The sequence below is a fragment of the Streptomyces sp. NPDC050625 genome, assembly GCF_040654755.1.
In the GTDB taxonomy this organism is placed as follows: Bacteria; Actinomycetota; Actinomycetes; order Streptomycetales; family Streptomycetaceae; genus Streptomyces.
Genome location: NZ_JBFAIQ010000003.1, coordinates 483,641 through 500,083 on the forward strand (window position 1 = coordinate 483,641; position 16,443 = coordinate 500,083).

17 protein-coding genes are annotated in these 16,443 nt (G+C 70.2%); 7 read left to right on the plus strand and 10 right to left on the minus strand.

Going from position 1 to position 16,443, the window contains the following annotated elements; translation table 11 throughout:
- Positions 1-119: 119 nt before the first annotated feature.
- The 3 genes from AB0I54_RS09665 to AB0I54_RS09675 all read right to left on the minus strand — a co-directional run bounded on the left by AB0I54_RS09665 (position 120) and on the right by AB0I54_RS09675 (position 3,243).
- Positions 120-875, minus strand: coding sequence for a GntR family transcriptional regulator (locus tag AB0I54_RS09665; protein WP_363295362.1), 756 nt, complete (start codon positions 873-875; stop codon positions 120-122).
- Between the two features lie 61 nt (positions 876-936).
- The gene (locus tag AB0I54_RS09670) at positions 937-1,923 is read right to left on the minus strand and encodes a hypothetical protein (RefSeq protein WP_363295363.1); all 987 of its coding nucleotides are present in this window, start codon (positions 1,921-1,923) and stop codon (positions 937-939) included.
- A 222-nt stretch (positions 1,924-2,145) separates the two neighbouring features.
- Positions 2,146-3,243, minus strand: coding sequence for an ROK family transcriptional regulator (locus AB0I54_RS09675; protein WP_363295364.1), 1,098 nt, complete (start codon positions 3,241-3,243; stop codon positions 2,146-2,148).
- A gap of 57 nt (positions 3,244-3,300) precedes the next feature.
- On the opposite strand from AB0I54_RS09675, the gene AB0I54_RS09680 reads away from it, so the two are divergent.
- From AB0I54_RS09680 to AB0I54_RS09690, 3 genes are all read left to right on the plus strand, one after another.
- Positions 3,301-4,371, plus strand: a complete 1,071-nt coding sequence (locus AB0I54_RS09680; protein ID WP_363295365.1) for a Gfo/Idh/MocA family oxidoreductase — start codon at positions 3,301-3,303, stop codon at positions 4,369-4,371.
- Complete coding sequence (locus tag AB0I54_RS09685) at positions 4,371-4,880, plus strand: heme-degrading domain-containing protein (RefSeq protein ID WP_363295366.1); 510 nt, start codon at positions 4,371-4,373, stop codon at positions 4,878-4,880. Before AB0I54_RS09680 ends, AB0I54_RS09685 begins: the two co-directional genes overlap by 1 nt.
- A 76-nt stretch (positions 4,881-4,956) precedes the next feature.
- Positions 4,957-5,823: an LLM class F420-dependent oxidoreductase gene (locus AB0I54_RS09690; RefSeq protein WP_363295367.1), complete on the plus strand. Its 867-nt coding sequence runs from the start codon at positions 4,957-4,959 to the stop codon at positions 5,821-5,823.
- Between the two features lie 111 nt (positions 5,824-5,934).
- On the opposite strand, the gene AB0I54_RS09695 is transcribed toward AB0I54_RS09690, so the two are convergent.
- The 4 genes from AB0I54_RS09695 to AB0I54_RS09710 all read right to left on the minus strand — a co-directional run bounded on the left by AB0I54_RS09695 (position 5,935) and on the right by AB0I54_RS09710 (position 8,680).
- Entirely contained in the window at positions 5,935-6,792 is an 858-nt protein-coding gene (locus AB0I54_RS09695) for a fumarylacetoacetate hydrolase family protein (RefSeq protein WP_363295368.1), read from the minus strand.
- Between the two features lie 146 nt (positions 6,793-6,938).
- Complete coding sequence (gene yidC, locus AB0I54_RS09700) at positions 6,939-7,661, minus strand: membrane protein insertase YidC (RefSeq protein WP_363295369.1); 723 nt, start codon at positions 7,659-7,661, stop codon at positions 6,939-6,941.
- A 116-nt stretch (positions 7,662-7,777) separates the two neighbouring features.
- Positions 7,778-8,089, minus strand: a complete 312-nt coding sequence (locus tag AB0I54_RS09705; protein WP_363295370.1) for a DUF6412 domain-containing protein — start codon at positions 8,087-8,089, stop codon at positions 7,778-7,780.
- Between the two features lie 63 nt (positions 8,090-8,152).
- Positions 8,153-8,680 (minus strand): helix-turn-helix domain-containing protein, encoded by a 528-nt coding sequence (locus tag AB0I54_RS09710; RefSeq protein WP_363295371.1) that lies wholly within the window; start codon positions 8,678-8,680, stop codon positions 8,153-8,155.
- A gap of 68 nt (positions 8,681-8,748) precedes the next feature.
- Here AB0I54_RS09710 and AB0I54_RS09715 point away from each other — a divergent pair, with 68 nt between their 5' ends.
- Complete coding sequence (locus AB0I54_RS09715; RefSeq protein WP_363295372.1) at positions 8,749-10,200, plus strand: MFS transporter; 1,452 nt, start codon at positions 8,749-8,751, stop codon at positions 10,198-10,200.
- 31 nt (positions 10,201-10,231) lie between these two features.
- On the opposite strand, the gene AB0I54_RS09720 is transcribed toward AB0I54_RS09715, so the two are convergent.
- Both AB0I54_RS09720 and AB0I54_RS09725 read right to left on the minus strand, forming a co-directional pair.
- A complete protein-coding gene (locus tag AB0I54_RS09720; RefSeq protein ID WP_363295373.1) occupies positions 10,232-10,726 on the minus strand; it encodes a hypothetical protein in 495 nt (164 codons plus the stop codon).
- Between the two features lie 15 nt (positions 10,727-10,741).
- Positions 10,742-11,542: a class E sortase gene (locus AB0I54_RS09725; RefSeq protein WP_363295374.1), complete on the minus strand. Its 801-nt coding sequence runs from the start codon at positions 11,540-11,542 to the stop codon at positions 10,742-10,744.
- A 272-nt stretch (positions 11,543-11,814) separates the two neighbouring features.
- Between AB0I54_RS09725 and AB0I54_RS09730 the strand changes: the two genes are divergently transcribed.
- From AB0I54_RS09730 to AB0I54_RS09740, 3 genes are all read left to right on the plus strand, one after another.
- Complete coding sequence (locus tag AB0I54_RS09730; protein ID WP_363295375.1) at positions 11,815-13,290, plus strand: glycoside hydrolase; 1,476 nt, start codon at positions 11,815-11,817, stop codon at positions 13,288-13,290.
- Positions 13,291-13,409: 119 nt separating this feature from the next.
- Positions 13,410-14,420 carry an SEC-C domain-containing protein gene (locus AB0I54_RS09735; RefSeq protein WP_363295376.1) on the plus strand — a complete coding sequence of 337 codons (1,011 nt, stop codon included), beginning with the start codon at positions 13,410-13,412 and terminating at the stop codon, positions 14,418-14,420.
- Positions 14,421-14,628: 208 nt separating this feature from the next.
- Entirely contained in the window at positions 14,629-15,090 is a 462-nt protein-coding gene (locus AB0I54_RS09740; RefSeq protein ID WP_363295377.1) for a very short patch repair endonuclease, read from the plus strand.
- On the opposite strand, the gene dcm is transcribed toward AB0I54_RS09740, so the two are convergent.
- Positions 15,022-16,371, minus strand: coding sequence for a DNA (cytosine-5-)-methyltransferase (gene dcm, locus AB0I54_RS09745; protein ID WP_363295378.1), 1,350 nt, complete (start codon positions 16,369-16,371; stop codon positions 15,022-15,024). The genes AB0I54_RS09740 and dcm overlap by 69 nt on opposite strands.
- Positions 16,372-16,443: the final 72 nt, after the last annotated feature.

Below are 16,443 nucleotides of genomic sequence, written 5' to 3' on the forward strand. Positions count from 1 at the left end.
CTCGCGATCGGGGAACCGGAAAGGTCCGGCTGACAAGGAGAGCGTGAACGAGCCATCGCGTTTGGGCTAGACCTGTTATCTTTTCGTGATATTCGGAGAGAGTGCCGTGCGGGTCGTTCTCAGCCCGTGAGGTGGGCCGTGAAGGAGAACCGGTCCCCTCGGTACAGGCCCCGCACCCGCTCCAGCGGGCGTCCCTCGGTGTCCCTGGAGACCCGGTGGATCAGCAGCATCGGCAGGGCGGGCGGGGTGCCGATCAGAAGGGCCTCGCGCGGGGTGGCGAGCACGGTCTCGACGCGCTCGTCGGCGTCGCCGAAGCCGATGCCCTGCTCCTGGAGGTAGAGGTAGAAGGAGGAGTCGGGCTCGAAGTCGGTGTCGAGGCGCGGGACGCGGGAGACGGCGACGTAGGTGCTCTCCAGGCCGACCCGCTCGTCGTCGGCGAGCAGCACACGCTCCAGGTGCCAGACGGGTTCGCCGCGGGTGAGGCCGATCTCGGCGGCGAGCGCCTCCGGGCAGGGGAAGCGGTCGAGGCCGACGAGGTGACGACCGGGCCTGCGCCCCTGCCGCCGTACGCCCTCCGTGTAGCTGGCGAGGGACAGCGGCTGCTCCAGCTTGGGCCCGGCGACGACGGTGCCCCGCCCCTGCCGTCTGAGCCGCCCCTCCAGCACCAGCTCGCGCACGGCCTGGCGCACGGTCTCGCGGGCGACGTCGTACCGCTCGGAGAGGTCGCGCTCGGTGGGGATGAGGCTGCCCTCCCCCAGCTCCTCCAGGAGGGCGGCGATCCGCGCCTTCACGGCGTAGTACTTGGGGATGCGCCCGTGCTCGGGGATGCCGGCGCGGACGGGGGCGCCGGGGGCCTGGTCGTTCGGGTAGTCCACGGGAGGGATCGTCGCAGACGGGGCGACCGGTGGTGATCGCGGACCCCCGCGCCCGCGCGGCTCAGCGCCGCCTGCGCGCCATCAGATACGCGCCCCCTCCGGCGACCAACAGGACGGTGGCGCCGGCGAGAGCACCGTGCCCGGCCCCGAGCCCGGTCCGCGCAAGCTCCCAGGCCCGCGAACCGGCACCTTCACGGGCACCTTCACCGGCCCAGATGTCGTCCCGGCCCTCTCTCCCTCCTCCCCCGCCTTCGTCTCCGTCGCCTCCTTCATCCGCGCCGTCCCCACCGCCTCCGCCGTCGCCCGCGCTCTCCTCGGCCACCGGGGTCTGTTCCGGCTCCTTCGTCGGCGTGGATTCCTCGGCCGTGGGGAGCGGGGTGCCCGAGCCGCTGGGTGTGGCGGACCGGGGAACCGCGGTGGGGGTGGGGACGGGGATGGGCCCGGGTTCGACGCCGATCCCGAACCGGTAGTCGTTGGACTGCCCGATCCAGTCGCCGTCCTGGTTGTGGCGCTGTACGAGGGCCGCATTGGCGGTGACCGCGTTCGTCACGGCGTCGGAGGTGAGGGAGAGCCGGACCTTGACGCTGACGGTCTTGCCGGGACCCACGGTGAACCCGGGGAAGCCGTCCGCGTCGAACACGCCGATGAGCTCGTGCGCGTCGGTGGTCTCGAAGCGGACGCCGCGGGCCGTCGCCCCGTCGTAGAACTCCAGCTTGGGCTGCGAGGCCTTGAGGGCACGTTTGTCGTCGACGAGTACGAGGACGGGGTGTACGGCGGCGCAGGTCTGGCGGGTGGTGTTGGTCAGGTCGATGTACCAGGTGCCGTAACCGCCGCCGGCCTCGTAGGAGGTGGGACCGCCATGGATCCGGCTGGTGAGCGGAAAACGCTGGTCGTCGGCGCCCGCGCAGGGCGCAGCGGAGTCCGCCCACGCGACCGCCGACGGCAGGGGGGCGAGAACGGCGGCTGCGGCGAGGCAGAGGGACAGGGGCGTGCACAGTCGCATGAACACATGACCATCCCGGGCGAGGCGGCCGACGGACGGCGCCATACCGAACGGGCACCTCGAACGGCGGCGCGAATCCGCCCGATCGGCGCAGACGCGCACGCCGCTCCAGAGGCCGCTCCGGAGGCCCGGACGCCTACGCCCCGCAGGCCCAGACGTCTACGCCCCGCGGCCACAGACCCGTACGCCGTCCCAGGGGCCCAGCCCCGTACGCCCCGCACACATCCGCACCTCCACCCCCACCCCCACCCCCACCCCAGGCAGACGTCAGCCGTCCGCCCGTCCGAACACCGGTGCAAGCATCAGCTGCGCCGCCCCCTCCGCCACCCCGCCGGAGGCGACCCGCACGGGAACCGCCCCGCCGAGCGCCCCCTCCCGCCGAGCCCGCTCCGCCAGCACCCCGGCGACGCCCCGCACGAAGACCTCCGGCGCCGCGGCGACCGTACGACCGCCGAGGAGCACCTGATCGATGTCCAGCAGCCCGACGAGATTCGCCGCCCCGGCCCCCAGCACCCGAGCCGCCTCCGCCAAGTCCCCCCGTCCCACCGCCGCCAGGCACAACGCCTCGATGCATCCGCGCCCCCCGCATCCGCACACCGGCCCGTCGAGCTGGATGACCTGGTGGCCGAACTCCCCCGCCCCGGTCCGCGCCCCCCGGTGCACGCTGCCGCCGATCACCAGACCGGCACCGAGCCCCGTACCGAGATGCAGATACGCGAACGACCCGCCCTCGCCCGCGACGGCCAGCCCGAGCGCCGCCGCGTTGGTGTCCTTGTCGACCACGACGGGAATCCCGAGCCGCCCGGCCAGCGCGTCCCGCAGCGCGAAGCCGTCCCACTCCGGGAATCCGGTGACGCGGTGCAGGACGCCGTTGGTGTGGTCGAGAGGGCCCGGAGAGGCGACGCCCATTCCCAGGAGGGACGCCCGCGCCCCGGACACCAGCACCTCCACCTCCCGTGCCGCGGCCTCGACCACCGCCTCGGCCCCGGCCCCGAAGTCCAGGCCGGCCCGGACCTCGCCGACGACCGCCCCGGTGAGATCGCAGAGCACCGCCCGCAGCTCGTCGCGGTCCAGATGCACCCCCACCGCGTGCCCCGCCTGAGGCACCAGCCGCAGCACGGTCCGCGGCTTGCCCCCGGTGGACGCCCGCCGCCCCGCCTCCGCCGCGAATCCCTGCTCCCGCAGCCGGGCGGTGATCTTGCTGACGGCCTGCGGGGTGAGCCCGGTCCGCTCGGCGAGTTCGAGCCGGCTGATGCCCTCCGCACCGGCCGTACGCAGCAGATCCAGCACCAGCGCGGTGTTGTGACTGCGTACGGCGAGCAGATTCGCTCCCGTGGGGCCGCTGCCGCTCTTCGTCCTGTTCACGCCGCCCATTCTCCCCACAACTTGCACTTTGGCAACAGCGTTGCGAAAGTGGGACGCATGACTGCTGGTACACCCCTCCGCGTGGGCCTGGTCGGCTACGGCCTCGCCGGTTCCGTCTTCCACGCCCCACTGATCGCCGCCACCGAGGGCCTCGCCCTCGACACGGTGGTCACCTCGCACCCCGAGCGGCAGGAGCAGGCCCGCGCCGAGTTCCCGGACGTCCGGCTCGCCACCGCCCCGGACGAGTTGTTCGACCGTGCCGACGAGCTGGACCTGATCGTCATCGCGTCCCCGAACAAGACGCACGTCCCGCTGGCCACCGCCGCCCTGAAGGCGGGCCTCCCGGTCGTGGTGGACAAGCCGATCGCCGGCACGGCCGCCGAGGCCCGCGGTCTCGCGGCGCTCGCCGAGGAGCGCGGACTGCTGCTGTCGGTCTTCCAGAACCGCCGCTGGGACAACGACTTCCTGACCGTCCGCAGGCTGATCAGCCATGGCGAGCTGGGTGACGTATGGCGGTTCGAGTCCCGCTTCGAGCGGTGGCGGCCGCAGCCCAAGGGCGGCTGGCGCGAGTCCGGCGACCCCGCAGAGATCGGAGGTCTGCTCTACGATCTCGGCAGCCATGTCGTCGACCAGGCCCTGGTCCTCTTCGGCCCCGCCACGCAGGTGTACGCCGAGACCGACATCCGCCGTCCGGGCGCGGAGACCGACGACGACACCTTCATCGCCGTCACCCACACGAGCGGTGTCCGCTCCCATCTCTACGTCTCCGCGACGACCGCCCAACTCGGCCCCCGCTTCCGGGTCCTCGGCTCGCGCGCGGGCTATGTGAAGTACGGCCTGGACCCGCAGGAGGCGGCGCTGCGGGAGGGGCTGCGCCCGGGCCCGCAGTGGGGCGCGGAGCCCGAGCCGCTGTGGGGCCGTCTCGGCTCCGGCCAGTCCCCGCTGACCGGCGGCGGCGATCCCGTACCGACCCTGCCCGGCGACTACCCCGCCTACTACGCCGCCGTGGCCGCGGCCCTCACCGGCGCCGGGCCCAACCCGGTGACCGCGCTGGAGGCGGCCGCCGCCCTCGACGTGCTGGAGGCGGCCCGGCGCTCCGCCCGTGACGGTGTGGCGGTGAACCTCTGATGCACCACCCGAAGATCACCCCCAAGTACACCCCCGAGATCACCCCGTCCGTGGAGGAGCTGGAGACCCAGGAACGACGCCTGGTCTTCCCGCGGTTCACCCACGACGACGCCTGGGCCCTCGGCACCCTCCTCGTCGAACTGGCCCGCGAGCGCCAGGCCCCCGTGGCCATCGACATCCACCGCTCCGGCCAGCAGCTCTTCCACGCGGCGCTGCCCGGCTCCACCCCCGACAACGACGCCTGGATCGCCCGCAAGCGCCGGGTGGTGGAGCGCTACGGCGCCTCCTCCTACCTGGTCGGCGCCCGCTTCCGGGCCAAGGGCACGACGTTCGAGGAGGCCTCCCGCCTCGATCCCGACAGGTACGCGGCGCACGGCGGGTCGTTCCCGGTCAACGTGGAGAACGTGGGCATCATCGGTGCGGTCACCGTCTCCGGTCTGCCCCAACTCCAGGACCACCGCTTCGTGGTGGAGGCGCTGGAGCAGTTCCTGGGCCGGCCGCCCCAGTAGTCACCGGCGGGATTAACCCGAGGCTCCCTCCGGTTGGCACTGTCCATACGTCTGACAGCCGGAGGGAACGGAACCGATGAGCGGCACCCTGAAGGAAACGGTCGGCCGGTACGGCATCTGGAGCGTCGGGCTCCGCGCGGAGGACCCGGCCCGCCGCGCCGAGATCGCCGAGGCGGCCGCCGAACTGGAGGAACTCGGCTACGGCGCGGCCTGGCTGGGCGGCAGCAGCGCGGCCCAGCACGCCGTACCACTACTGGCGGCCACCTCCCGGCTCGCCGTCGGCACCAGCATCCAGAGCATCTGGCAGTACGAGGCCGACGCGAGCGCCGCCGCCTTCGCCGAGGTGGAGACGGCCCACCCCGGCCGCTTCGTGCTCGGCCTCGGGGTGAGCCACGCCAAGTTCGCGGACCAGTACCGGCGCCCGTACTCGGCCCTGGTCGCCTACCTGGACGCCCTGGACGCGGCCGGGGTCCCCGCAAACCGCCGGGTCCTCGCTGCCCTCGGCCCGAAGACCCTGGAGCTGAGCCGGGACCGGGCGGCGGGCGCGGTGCCGTACCTGGTCACTCCCGAGCACACCGCCCAGGCCCGCGAGATCCTCGGTGAAGCGCCGTTGCTGGCACCGGAGTTCAAGGTCGTCCTGGAGACCGACCCGGCCCGCGCCCGAGCTCTGGCCCGCGACAGCCTCGCGATGTACCTCACCCTGCCCAACTACACCAACAGCTTCCTGCGCCTGGGCTTCACCGAGGACGACCTGGCCTCCGGCGGCAGCGACCGCCTCATCGACGCCCTGTACGCATGGGGCGACGAGGACCGGATCAGGGACCGCGTGACCGCCTTCCACGAGGCGGGCGCGGACCACGTGGCACTCCAGGTGGTCAACGGCGGCACGAGGGACGCCCTGCCGAGGGAGGCGTGGCGCAGGCTGGCGTCACTGCTGGCGTAAGCGGAAACGCCCTCAGGGGCGCGGGGCTGTATCGATATGCGGCTCCGCCGCGTGGGCGCGATCAGCCAAATGACGACCCGCACCCGCCGGATTCGCGCAGCCCCCACCCCATCAGGCGTTCTTGAACTCTTGCCTTTGCCGCCCGAGCCCATCGATCTCCAGCTCGACAACATCCCCGCCCCGCAGGAACGGCTTCGGCTCGGGCTGCCCGAGCGCAACCCCCGCCGGCGTACCGGTGTTGATGACGTCACCGGGGTAAAGCGTCATGAACTGGCTGACGTACCGCACGACTTCCGCGACCGGAAAGATCTGCTCGGCCGTGGTCCCGTCCTGCTTCAGCTCACCGTTGACCCACAGCTTCAGCGACAGACTCTGCGGATCCGGGACTTCGTCCGCCGTCACGAGCCAAGGCCCCAGCGGATTGAACGTCTCGCAGTTCTTCCCCTTGTCCCAGGTGCCGCCCCGCTCGATCTGGAACTCCCGCTCGGACACGTCGTGCGCGACCGCGTACCCCGCGACATGCGCGAGCGCCTCCTCGGCCGACTCGACGTAGCGGGCCGTACGCCCGATGACGACCGCCAGCTCCACCTCCCAGTCGGTCTTCTCGGACCCGCGCGGCACGAGCACGGTGTCGTTCGGGCCGACGACGGTGTCCGCGGCCTTGAAGAAGATGACCGGCTCGGCGGGCGGCTCGGCCCCCGTCTCCCGGGCGTGGTCGTGGTAGTTCAGCCCGATGCACACGATCTTCCCGATCCGGCCCAGCGGCGCTCCGACCCGCAGCCCGGTCGCGTCGAGCGCGGGCAGTTCCCCGGACTCGGCGGCGGCCCGGACCCGGCCGAGCGCGGCGTCGTCGGCGAGCAGCGCCCCGTCGATGTCGCCCACGATCCCCGACAGGTCCCGCAGGGTCCCCTCGGCGTCGAGCAGCGCGGGCCGCTCCGCCCCCGCCGTACCGACTCGCAGCAGCTTCATGGTCACAATCTCCCTCGATCGCGAACGCCCCGCCGATGTGTGCAGCCATCGGAGGACTGGTCGATCCTCCAAGGTCGAGGTCCAGTCCGCAATACCCGGTTCACGTACTGGACCGTAACCGGGCCCTCCCAGTGATCCAGACCCTCTCAGCGATAGAGCACCGCGCGCTCCACGGCACTCCAGGTCGTACTGGTGACGACGTACAGCGCGGCGGCCAGCGGCACCACGGCGACGGTGATGATCGTCAGGTACGACATGAACGGCATGATCCTGCCGACGGCGGCGAGCCCCGGCACCTGCTCGCCGCCGCCCTCGTCCCCCACCGGCAGCGCGCCGCCGGCGGCAGCCGTCCGCTTCGTACGGACGTAGTTGAAGGTGGCGACGGCGGCGACAACGGCGAAGAGGGCGAGGTAGACCAGCCCGGCGCCCCCGAAGACCCCGCCGTCACCGAGGGCGTCGGCCCATCGCCCGCCCAGCGGCGCCGCGTACAGCTGATGGGTCAGCAGCCCGTTGCCCTCCCCGCCGATCGTCGAGTTCGAGAACAGGTGGTAGAGGAGGAAGAAGGCGGGCAACTGGAGGAGGCTGGGCAGACACCCGGACAGCGGCGAGACCTTCTCCTCGGCATGCAGCTCCAGCACCGCCTTCTGGAGCTTCTCCGGATTCTTCGCGTGCTTCTTCCGCAGCTCGGCGACCTTCGGCTGGAGCGCGGCCCGGGCGCGCTGACCGCGGGCGGCGGCCCGGGACAGCGGATGCACGAGGAGCCGTACGAGCGCGGTGAACACAACGATCGCGGCGGCGGCCGCGGACGTGTGGAAGAGCGGCTGGAGCAACTCGGCGAGCTGCTCGACCAGGTTGGCGAAAACGGACATGGGTGAGCCCTCCGTGGGTCTCGTCGTGCCGGAGTGATGCGGGATGGCGGCATGACGACCCGCGCTGGGGTCACCTGTGTGTTGCGGTGCTTCGGTGTTTCGGGGAGGTGATCGCCCTACGCGGTGGTCGCCGGGAGGGCGCGTCCGGGCGCTCGGGGACGTGGCCGCCCCGAGGCGTCGGGATCGCGTTGCGGCAGGAAGGCCGTACGGCGGTCGCGGTCGCGGATGGCCGTACGCACCCGGGTGGGCGGCACGGCGGGCGCGCAGCGCGCGGCGATCAGGGAGCAGAGGGCGAGTGCGGACCCGGCCGCGGCGGTCGCGGCGAGCGCGACGGTGGCGGAGAGGGTGCCGGTGTCGAGGAGCGCGATGTCGAGCAGCAGGAGCAGCAGTACGGCGGCGGGACGCGGGGATGCCCAGCGGCGAACCATTGCCTGCTGCTCCTTTCGACCACCTGTTGGACGCGCGTTGTAAGCGCGTTGTACTCGCCCTGCTTATGCGTGCCCGGTCTCCAGGGGCTCCAACAACCGCTTGGGCTTGAGGAGCGCCCGGCTGACCGGATCGGCCGGGTCGGGATCGAGTCCCGGTCCCGGCGTAATGAGGACGTCCGCGGGGGGTACGAAGGTTCCACAGGCGGGGCATTCGCCGTACGGCCCGAGTTCCGTACCGCACTCCGCGTGCCGGAAGTAACGCAGCTGGGTCTCGCTGAAGTGCTCGCGCCCCCAGACCGCGAGCGCCCGCAGCGCCGGCCACAGGGCGACGGCGCGGTCGGTCACGACGTACTCGTCCCGTGGCGGCGACTCCTGGTACCGGCGCTTTTCGAGGATCCCCTCCTCGGTGAGCGTCTTCAGGCGGGCCGAGAGGACGGCGCGCGGGATGCCGAGGTGGACGAGGAAGTCGTTGTAGCGCCGGACGCCGTAGAGCGCGTCGCGGACGACCAGGAGCGTCCACCGCTCGCCGACGATCTCCAGCGCGCGGGCGATCGAGCATTCCTGCGTCGCGTAGTCCTTGCCCAGTGCCATGGCGTCCACCTTAGCCACTTTCCCAAATATTGGTTCAATGACCGAACCGACGGTGTTACGGTACACCCATGACAAGGTTCAATGAAAGAACTCTCCAGGGTGCGGAGGCAGCGGAGCCCACCGCAAAGCAGAGCGCACCGCGCACGACCCCGAACACGGGACCGAACACGGTCCCGAAGGCGGAAGCGCCCCCGCACCCCCGAGCCACGCTGGCCCTGACCAGCGCCGCGACGGCGGTGGCCCTGATGACGTACACGGCCCCGGTGGTCACGCTCCCCGGCACGGTGGCCGCCCTGCACACCCCCGTCTCGGCCCAGGCCTGGCTCCTGAACGGCACCCCGCTGGGCCTCGCCGCCCTGCTCCTGGTGGCGGGCAGCCTGGCCGACGACTACGGACGCCGCCGCATCTTCCTGCTCGGCACGCTGGCCCTGGGCGTGACGACGGCTCTCAGCGCCCTGTCCACAACGACCTGGATGTTCACCCTGACCCGCATAGCCCAGGGCGCGGCCAGCGCGGCGATCCTGGCGAGCAGCCTCGGCCTGCTGGTGGCCGCCTTCCCGAGCCCGCGGGGCAGGCTGCACGCGACGGGCGTGTGGGGAGCCTTCGTGAGCGGCGGCATCGCGATCGGCCCGCTGGTGGCCGGATCACTGCCGGACTGGCGGGTGGCGTACGGCGTCCTGGGCGCGGCGACGCTGGTCGTGGCAGGGCTGGCCGTCCGCCCCCTGACCGAATCCCGCTCACCCAGGGGCGGCCGTCCGGACCTGCTGGGCGCACTGACCTTCGGCCCGGCGCTGGTGGCACTGGTCGCGGCACTGACCCTGGGCCGGGACGGCTGGCTGCGGGCACCGGTAGAGCTGCTGTTCGCGGCGGCCGTCCTGCTGCTCGCACTGTTCGCGCTGGTGGAACGACGCGTGCGGACCCCCATGATCGACCTGGGCCTGCTGCGCCACCGCCGTTTCCTCGCGTCGTCGGCGGCCGGCCTGTTCACGGGCCTGACGGTCATCGGCCTGTTCAGCTTCCTCCCCGCGGTGCTGCAGCAGGCGCTGCACATGACGGCGATGAACACGGCCTGGCTGTTCCTCCTGTGGTCCGGCCTGTCCTTCGGGGTGGCCCTGCAGGCCAAGCGCCTGGCGGGCCGCGTGCCCCCGCGCCTGCAACTGGCCATCGGCTTCCTCCTGCACGCAGCCGGCGCCCTGACGATGCTGGGCGCGATAGCCGCGGATTCCTGGCCCCGCCTGATCCCCGGCCTGATCCTGGGCGGCATCGGCAGCGGCCTGCTGAACGCCGCGCTGCCACTGCTGGCGGTGGAGTCGGTACCGGTCGCGCGAGCGGCAATGGGCTCGGGCGCCCAGCAGACGTTCCGCTACATCGGCTCCTGCGCGGGCGTGGCCCTGACGATCGCCCTGGTGACGTCCTCCCCCGGCGGCTTCGGCCAGGGCACGAACGTGGCCATCGTGGTGTCGGCGGCGCTGGCCGTGGTGGGGGCGGGGAGTGTCTTGGCACTGCGGGAGCGGAGCTGAACGACGCTCGCCGGATTGCGCCAGGAACACCTCAGAAAGGAACGCCCGCCGCCCAGTCGCCGGCACGCACAAGGACGGGCCCACTGACCTCCTCGGCACCGGCGGCACGGGCGAGCCAGCGGAAGTCGTCGCAGCCGAAGAAGTACTCACCCCAGGAGTCCACCCACACACGAGCCGTGCGCTCACCCGACTCCCTGAGATCCCACCAGGCCCAGCCCCGAGACTCGTCCCCGGGTTCGAACTGCCAGAGCCAGCCCTGCACGTCCCACGCCTCACCCCGCCCCGTACTCGCCGCGACGAACCAGTCGGGGACGAGGTCGACGGGAATGTCTCCTCCGTCGAACGACCGGGAGAGCGCGACCCGAAGAGCGGCGCCGAGTACGGCACGCACCCGGCCCTCGAACTCCGCGACCGGAATACCCGTACGCACGTCGAAGGCGGACAGCACTGGCGGCACGTCCTGCACCGCGGGCCGCCCCACGACCCGCGACAACTCCCGCTCGATGTCCTCGACCTCGTGAATCATGCAAGCAAAGACTGACTACGACCGGGGCCGCATCGAAGTCAGCTTCCCCCACACCACCATCCGGTACTTGGAGGTGAACTCCGGGGTACAGGTGGTCAGGGTGATGTAGTAGCCGGGGTCGTCGTAGCCGTACGCGGGTCGCACAACGGAGCGCGGTACGGGCCGTATCACGCCCGAGTCCCGGGACGAAGTCTGCGGAAGGATCTTGTCGACGCTGTACGTGTACGTCGCCGACCTGGTCTCGACCTCCACGAGGTCCTTCGCCCGCAGCCGCGGCAGATACCGGAACGGCTCGCCATGGGTGTTCCGATGCCCGGCGACCGCGAAGTTGCCTGCCTGGCCCGGCTGTTGGGTGCCGGGGTAGTGACCGACGTACCCCTTGTTGAGGACGTCCGGCTTGCTCACGCCCTCGGCGACCGGCACGCGCAGGTGAAGTCTGGGGATGGTCAGGATGGCGTACGCCTGGGAGCTTCGCGGAAGCGACGAGCCGACGGTGACGTACGACGGCTGCCGCCGGGCCGCTCCCGTACCCGTTCCCGTTCCCGTTCCCGACGACGGAGCGGAGGACTCCCCGGAGGAACCAGCGGGACCGGAAGCGCCACCCCCCGCCCCCCACTCCCGCTCCAACGCCTCCACCTTCCGCTCGGCCCCCCGCCGGGCCTCCCGATTGGTCCACCACAACTGATGCACGACCAGCAGCAGGAGTACGACCCCGACGGTCACGAGGACCTCACCCCCGGCCCACACCGCCCGCCGGCGCCGCGCACGCCTCCGCCGGCTGCTGTGCTGCACCACGCGAACGACGGAAGCCCGCATAAGAACGCCTCCCTCACCGGCCCGGGACGCCGCCCGCACGATAAGGCGCACACCGTCAACTCACCAGAGCCGTAAGCCTCCCTGACGCACACCGGCTGGACACCGGCCGTACAGCTGCTTCGTACACGGGTTTTAGAAAGGGCTGTCGCAACCCTCGACAACCTCACACACCACACCTGATGCTTCCTGTTGGCATGCGGGGGGACGAGTCAACGCCGGTCCATGGGAGACCGGTGCTTGAGCCGCACGCACGGAGAGGCAGAGAAGAAGCCATGATCCGACGCAGAACACTGCTGGCGGCCGCGGGAGGCGGCCTGCTCGGCAGCGCCCTGGCCACGGGCACCGCCCGCGCCGACGCGACCATCGCCGTCAACCCGTCGACGACGTACGGCACTTGGGAAGGCTGGGGCACCTCCCTGGCCTGGTGGGCCAACGTCTTCGGCGCCCGGGACGACTTCGCCGACATCTTCTTCACCACCAAGTCGACGACGTACAACGGCACTTCGCTCCCCGGCCTCGGCCTGAACATCGCCCGCTACAACCTGGGCGCGTGCAGCGGGAACAGCGTCAACGGCGAGAGCATGGTGGCCTCGCCCAACATCCCCGCCTTCAAGCAGATCGAGGGCTACTGGCAGGACTGGAACAACGAGGACCCCACCTCCTCGGCCTGGAAGTGGACGGCGGACGCCACCCAGCGAGCGATGCTGCTGAAGGCGACGGCACGCGGCACGACGACCGAACTCTTCGCCAACTCCCCCATGTGGTGGATGTGTCTCAACCACAACCCCTCCGGCGCCTCCGGCGGCGGCAACAACCTCCAGTCCTGGAACTACCGCCAGCACGCCTCGCACCTGGCGGCGGTAGCCCTCTACGCGAAGCAGAACTGGGGCGTGAACTTCGCGACGGTGGAGCCCTTCAACGAGCCCTCCTCCAGCTGGTGGACGGCGACGGGCACGCAGGAGGGCTGCCACATGGACGCGAGCGTCCAGTCGGCCGTACTGCCGTACATGCGAAGCGAGTTGGACAAGCGCGGCCTGACGAGCACGAAGATCTCGGCATCGGACGAGACGAGCTACGACCTGGCGCGCACGACGTGGAACTCCTTCAGCTCGACCACCAAGGGGTACGTCAACCGGGTCAACGTCCACGGCTACCAGGGCTCGGGCGGCCGCCGCGACCTGCTCTACACGGATGTGGTGACGACGTCCGGCAAGGCCCTGTGGAACTCGGAGACGGGCGACATCGACGGCACCGGCATGACCTTGGCGAGCAACCTGCTCTACGACTTCCGCTGGCTGCACCCCACCGCCTGGGTCTACTGGCAGGTGATGGACCCCAGCTCGGGCTGGGCGATGATCGCGTACGACGCGAGCACGCTCCAGCCCGGCGCCGTCCAGACGAAGTACTACGTAATGGCGCAGTTCAGCCGCCACATCCGCCCCGGTATGACGATCCTCGACACGGGAGTGAGCTACGCGGCCGCCGCGCTGGACAAGTCAGCGAAGCGTCTGGTGATCGTCGCCGCGAACACCTCCTCCTCGGCCCAGACCCTGACCTTCGACCTCTCCCGCTTCACGACGGTGACGGGCGGCACGAACGGCCTGGTCCCGCGCTGGAACACCCTCACGACGGGAGGCGGCGACCTCTACACGTCCCACTCGGACATCCGCCTGTCCGGCAAGACGGTGGCCGTACCCTTCGCGGCGAAGTCGGTGCAGACGCTCCAGGTGGACGGCGTCACGATATGAGCCGCCGCCCCGGCCCCGCTCCCGACCCCACAGGAATCCGGAAATCCTGACGCCTCCGTAGCTCTGCCGACCAGCGCATACCTCTCCCTATGTCGTTGGTCGGCAGTACGGTGTCCCCCATGCGCCCCGACACGCCTGCCGAGAACGTCGACCACACCGCCGAAGCGGCACGCCTGGAGCGGACCGCCGGCCTGTACCCCGCGGACGCCGAGGCCCTGCTGCTGCAGTCCGCGGCCCACCTGGAACTGGCCGGCGACCGCCCCGCCGCGACCACGCTCTACGACCGTCTGCTGTCCACCCCGGACACGCTGGAGAACCCCCACCTGGTACGGGCCCTGAAGGCCTCGAACCTCTGGGAGTACGGCCATGAGGCCGAGGCCCGCGCGATCATCGACGGAGTCCGCGCGTCCGCCCCGAGGGACGCGGCACCCTGGGTGATCGTCGCCGAGGCACTGGAGTCCCACGACGAGCTGGAGGCGGCGCAGGCCACGTTCACGGAGGGGACGACCCTGCTCCTGACGGATGTGACGGAGCCCCCGTACTCGACCCGCCCCCTCCTGTTCGGCCGCCACCGGGTACGCCGCATGCTGGGCCTGCCCCACGACGCCTGGGACGCCCTGGCCGACACCCTGCACTCCTCCCCCGTGTCCCTGGACGAGCTGCACGACCCCAAGCGGGTGTGGTCCCTGGGCTCGGACAACCCGGCGGAACTGGAAGCGGAGATCTCCCGCCTCCGAGCGGAACTCGGCGCATACCGCGAGGCCCTGTCCCGCCCCTTCCCGGTGGCCGTCCTGCACTGGGCCCAGGGCGAGCTGGCGGAACTGCTGGAGGCGTACCCCTCCCTCGCGACGGAGTACCCGTCCCGCGACGAACACCTCACGACGATAGAAGCCTCACTGCGGGAACTGGCATCCTCCGGGACGCCGAACCTGGGGATCGTCACGGGCACGGTGCCTTCGTATGAGGCGTTCGCCGCGTCGGAGGGGTCGTCGCCGGGGGATGCGACGTTGCTACCGCAGTATGCGACGACGCTGGCGGCCCGGGGGCGAGCTGTGGCTTGGCCTCCGCAGAGGGGGACGGAGTGTTGGTGCGGCTCCGCCCAGCCCTACGGGGCATGCCACGGCGCGTAGATCAGAGCGAAGGAACACGCCCCGGAGCCGCCCGCTCTCTTCTCCCCCATGAACGGAAGCGGGCGGCCCCAACAGGCCTCAGAAACTCGGCTCGGACAGCCAAACCCCAAGCTCACGAACTAGCATCGACCGGCTGCGGTGCGAGGCGAGCAGCCGCCCAACCATCGGTCCGTGCCCATCAGCCGCACGTGCGGCTACCCTCTGCTGTGTGTCTGAAGTTCCCCCGTGGGAAGCACCAGAAGGCTCCTGGGCTTCGTCCGCAGCACGCCGCCGCAACATGCAGGCGATCCGTAGTCGTGACACAAAGCCTGAAAGGCTGATCCGACGGCTTGTCCATGCTCAGGGACTGCGCTACCGCGTGGCTGCCCGACCGTTGCCCGGTCTTCGCCGGACAGCCGACATGGTTTTCCGCCCGGCGAAAGTAGCCGTATTCATCGATGGCTGCTATTGGCACGGCTGCCCAGAACACTATGTCCCACCGAAGACCAACTCCGGATACTGGTCGGAGAAGGTCCTGCGGAACATGACACGTGACCGGGACACCGACCAACGGCTCCAGGAAGCAGGCTGGCTTGTGCTCCGATTCTGGGAGCACGAGCCATCAGACGCCTGCGCCGATAAAATCGCCGCGACGGTCATTTCCCGCCGAGGCGGTTCGCGGAAGATCTGACACGGAAAAAAGCATCTCCTCGGATTCAGCCTGAACGGAGGGGCCGTCACCGGAGTCCATAACATATCCCTTGAGCAACTTTTCTCGCTGCTCCGGTCGCAGCACTGCCGCGATGGCCCGGCCGACCGCTTCCGCAACAGGCGGAGGAAAGGCGTTACCAACCTGACGGTACTTTGCGGTCTTCCGCCCCTGGAATTTCCATTCTTCCGGGAATCCCTGGATGATGGCAGCCTGATCCACGGTCAGCATAGGCCCGGCCGCGCGGAAGAGATCTCGTTCTGGATCGCACTCGTGAGGATCATTCGCAACCCCCATGGCGTCAACCCCCAAGTCAGCCCAGGCGCGCTTGGCCCTGGTCGGCCCAAGGTCCGCGCCGCCGTGCTTCTTGGATCCGCCAACGAGCGTTGGAGCGATTCCCTTACCCGCGTTCAGGGCAGCTGTAGCATCGCGATGCCACTTTTCGTACACATCCCTTCCAGTCCGGTCCTCCGGAGCCGCCGGCTGGCCCTTGAGGTTTTTATCCCAGAACGCATGGCAGCGCTCCTTCATACTCTCTTCGAGCTTCTCAAAAACCGACGCCTTGGTGCCCTCCAGACGGACAGGCCACTGGAAATCTACGCCACTTTTCTCGGCGATGTCACTGCGGATAGCCACGAGAATCGCTCGCGGACGGAGTTGCGGAACACCAAAGTCGCTCGCATCCATCCTTCGCCAAACACTTCGCATCACTAGATCCTGCTTCTCGGGAAGCCAGTGATCCTCAATGTCCGGGACCGCGTAGCCGAATTTACGCAGTTTACCCAGAATATAGCTGCGATACTCGATAAAGACCTCAGGAGGCTCAAGAATCCCTCGGACGTTCTCAATCATGACGGCCTTAGGCCTGAGAGCGTCGACAATGTCTAGAGCGTCCGGAAAGAGATCACGCTCGTCATCCTTCCCGAGCCTCTTCCCGGCGAGGGAGAAGGGGGGGCACGGAACTCCCCCCGCTAGGAGATCGAGATCCCCCTCCTCAAGCCCGAGTTTCGTGCGCACGTCGGAGTCAAGGAAATTCTTCACATCCATTGGTTCAAGATCGTTCGCACGCTTCTCGCTCCACCCGGGCCAGCCAGCCACGTTCGCGCTGAGGGTTTGCACCGCGTGCGGGTCCCACTCCACGAGAGCCAGGTGGTCAAAGCCGGCATTGTGGAGTCCAACGGCTTGCCCGCCAGCCCCCGCACAGATCTCGATCGAGGTCAGTGGCGGGGTGAACTGCGGGCGCTTCCGGCCGCTGGCGCGCATGGGCGCTCCTCCTGGTATGACTAAGCGTGCGTCGGTTCCCGAGAGACGGTGATCAGGCCCGTCTCTCGGCAC

What these genes read in the sequence shown, in the direction of transcription:
- AB0I54_RS09670 (WP_363295363.1), bottom strand. Translation starts at nt 1,923, where the DNA reads ATGGCGCCGTCCGTCGGCCGCCTCGCCCGGGATGGTCATGTGTTCATG.
- AB0I54_RS09680 (WP_363295365.1), top strand. Translation starts at nt 3,301, where the DNA reads ATGACTGCTGGTACACCCCTCCGCGTGGGCCTGGTCGGCTACGGCCTC.
- AB0I54_RS09685 (WP_363295366.1), top strand. Translation starts at nt 4,371, where the DNA reads ATGCACCACCCGAAGATCACCCCCAAGTACACCCCCGAGATCACCCCG.
- AB0I54_RS09690 (WP_363295367.1), top strand. Translation starts at nt 4,957, where the DNA reads ATGAGCGGCACCCTGAAGGAAACGGTCGGCCGGTACGGCATCTGGAGC.
- AB0I54_RS09695 (WP_363295368.1), bottom strand. Translation starts at nt 6,792, where the DNA reads ATGAAGCTGCTGCGAGTCGGTACGGCGGGGGCGGAGCGGCCCGCGCTG.
- yidC (WP_363295369.1), bottom strand. Translation starts at nt 7,661, where the DNA reads ATGTCCGTTTTCGCCAACCTGGTCGAGCAGCTCGCCGAGTTGCTCCAG.
- AB0I54_RS09705 (WP_363295370.1), bottom strand. Translation starts at nt 8,089, where the DNA reads ATGGTTCGCCGCTGGGCATCCCCGCGTCCCGCCGCCGTACTGCTGCTC.
- AB0I54_RS09710 (WP_363295371.1), bottom strand. Translation starts at nt 8,680, where the DNA reads ATGGCACTGGGCAAGGACTACGCGACGCAGGAATGCTCGATCGCCCGC.
- AB0I54_RS09715 (WP_363295372.1), top strand. Translation starts at nt 8,749, where the DNA reads ATGACAAGGTTCAATGAAAGAACTCTCCAGGGTGCGGAGGCAGCGGAG.
- AB0I54_RS09720 (WP_363295373.1), bottom strand. Translation starts at nt 10,726, where the DNA reads ATGATTCACGAGGTCGAGGACATCGAGCGGGAGTTGTCGCGGGTCGTG.
- AB0I54_RS09725 (WP_363295374.1), bottom strand. Translation starts at nt 11,542, where the DNA reads ATGCGGGCTTCCGTCGTTCGCGTGGTGCAGCACAGCAGCCGGCGGAGG.
- AB0I54_RS09730 (WP_363295375.1), top strand. Translation starts at nt 11,815, where the DNA reads ATGATCCGACGCAGAACACTGCTGGCGGCCGCGGGAGGCGGCCTGCTC.
- AB0I54_RS09735 (WP_363295376.1), top strand. Translation starts at nt 13,410, where the DNA reads ATGCGCCCCGACACGCCTGCCGAGAACGTCGACCACACCGCCGAAGCG.
- dcm (WP_363295378.1), bottom strand. Translation starts at nt 16,371, where the DNA reads ATGCGCGCCAGCGGCCGGAAGCGCCCGCAGTTCACCCCGCCACTGACC.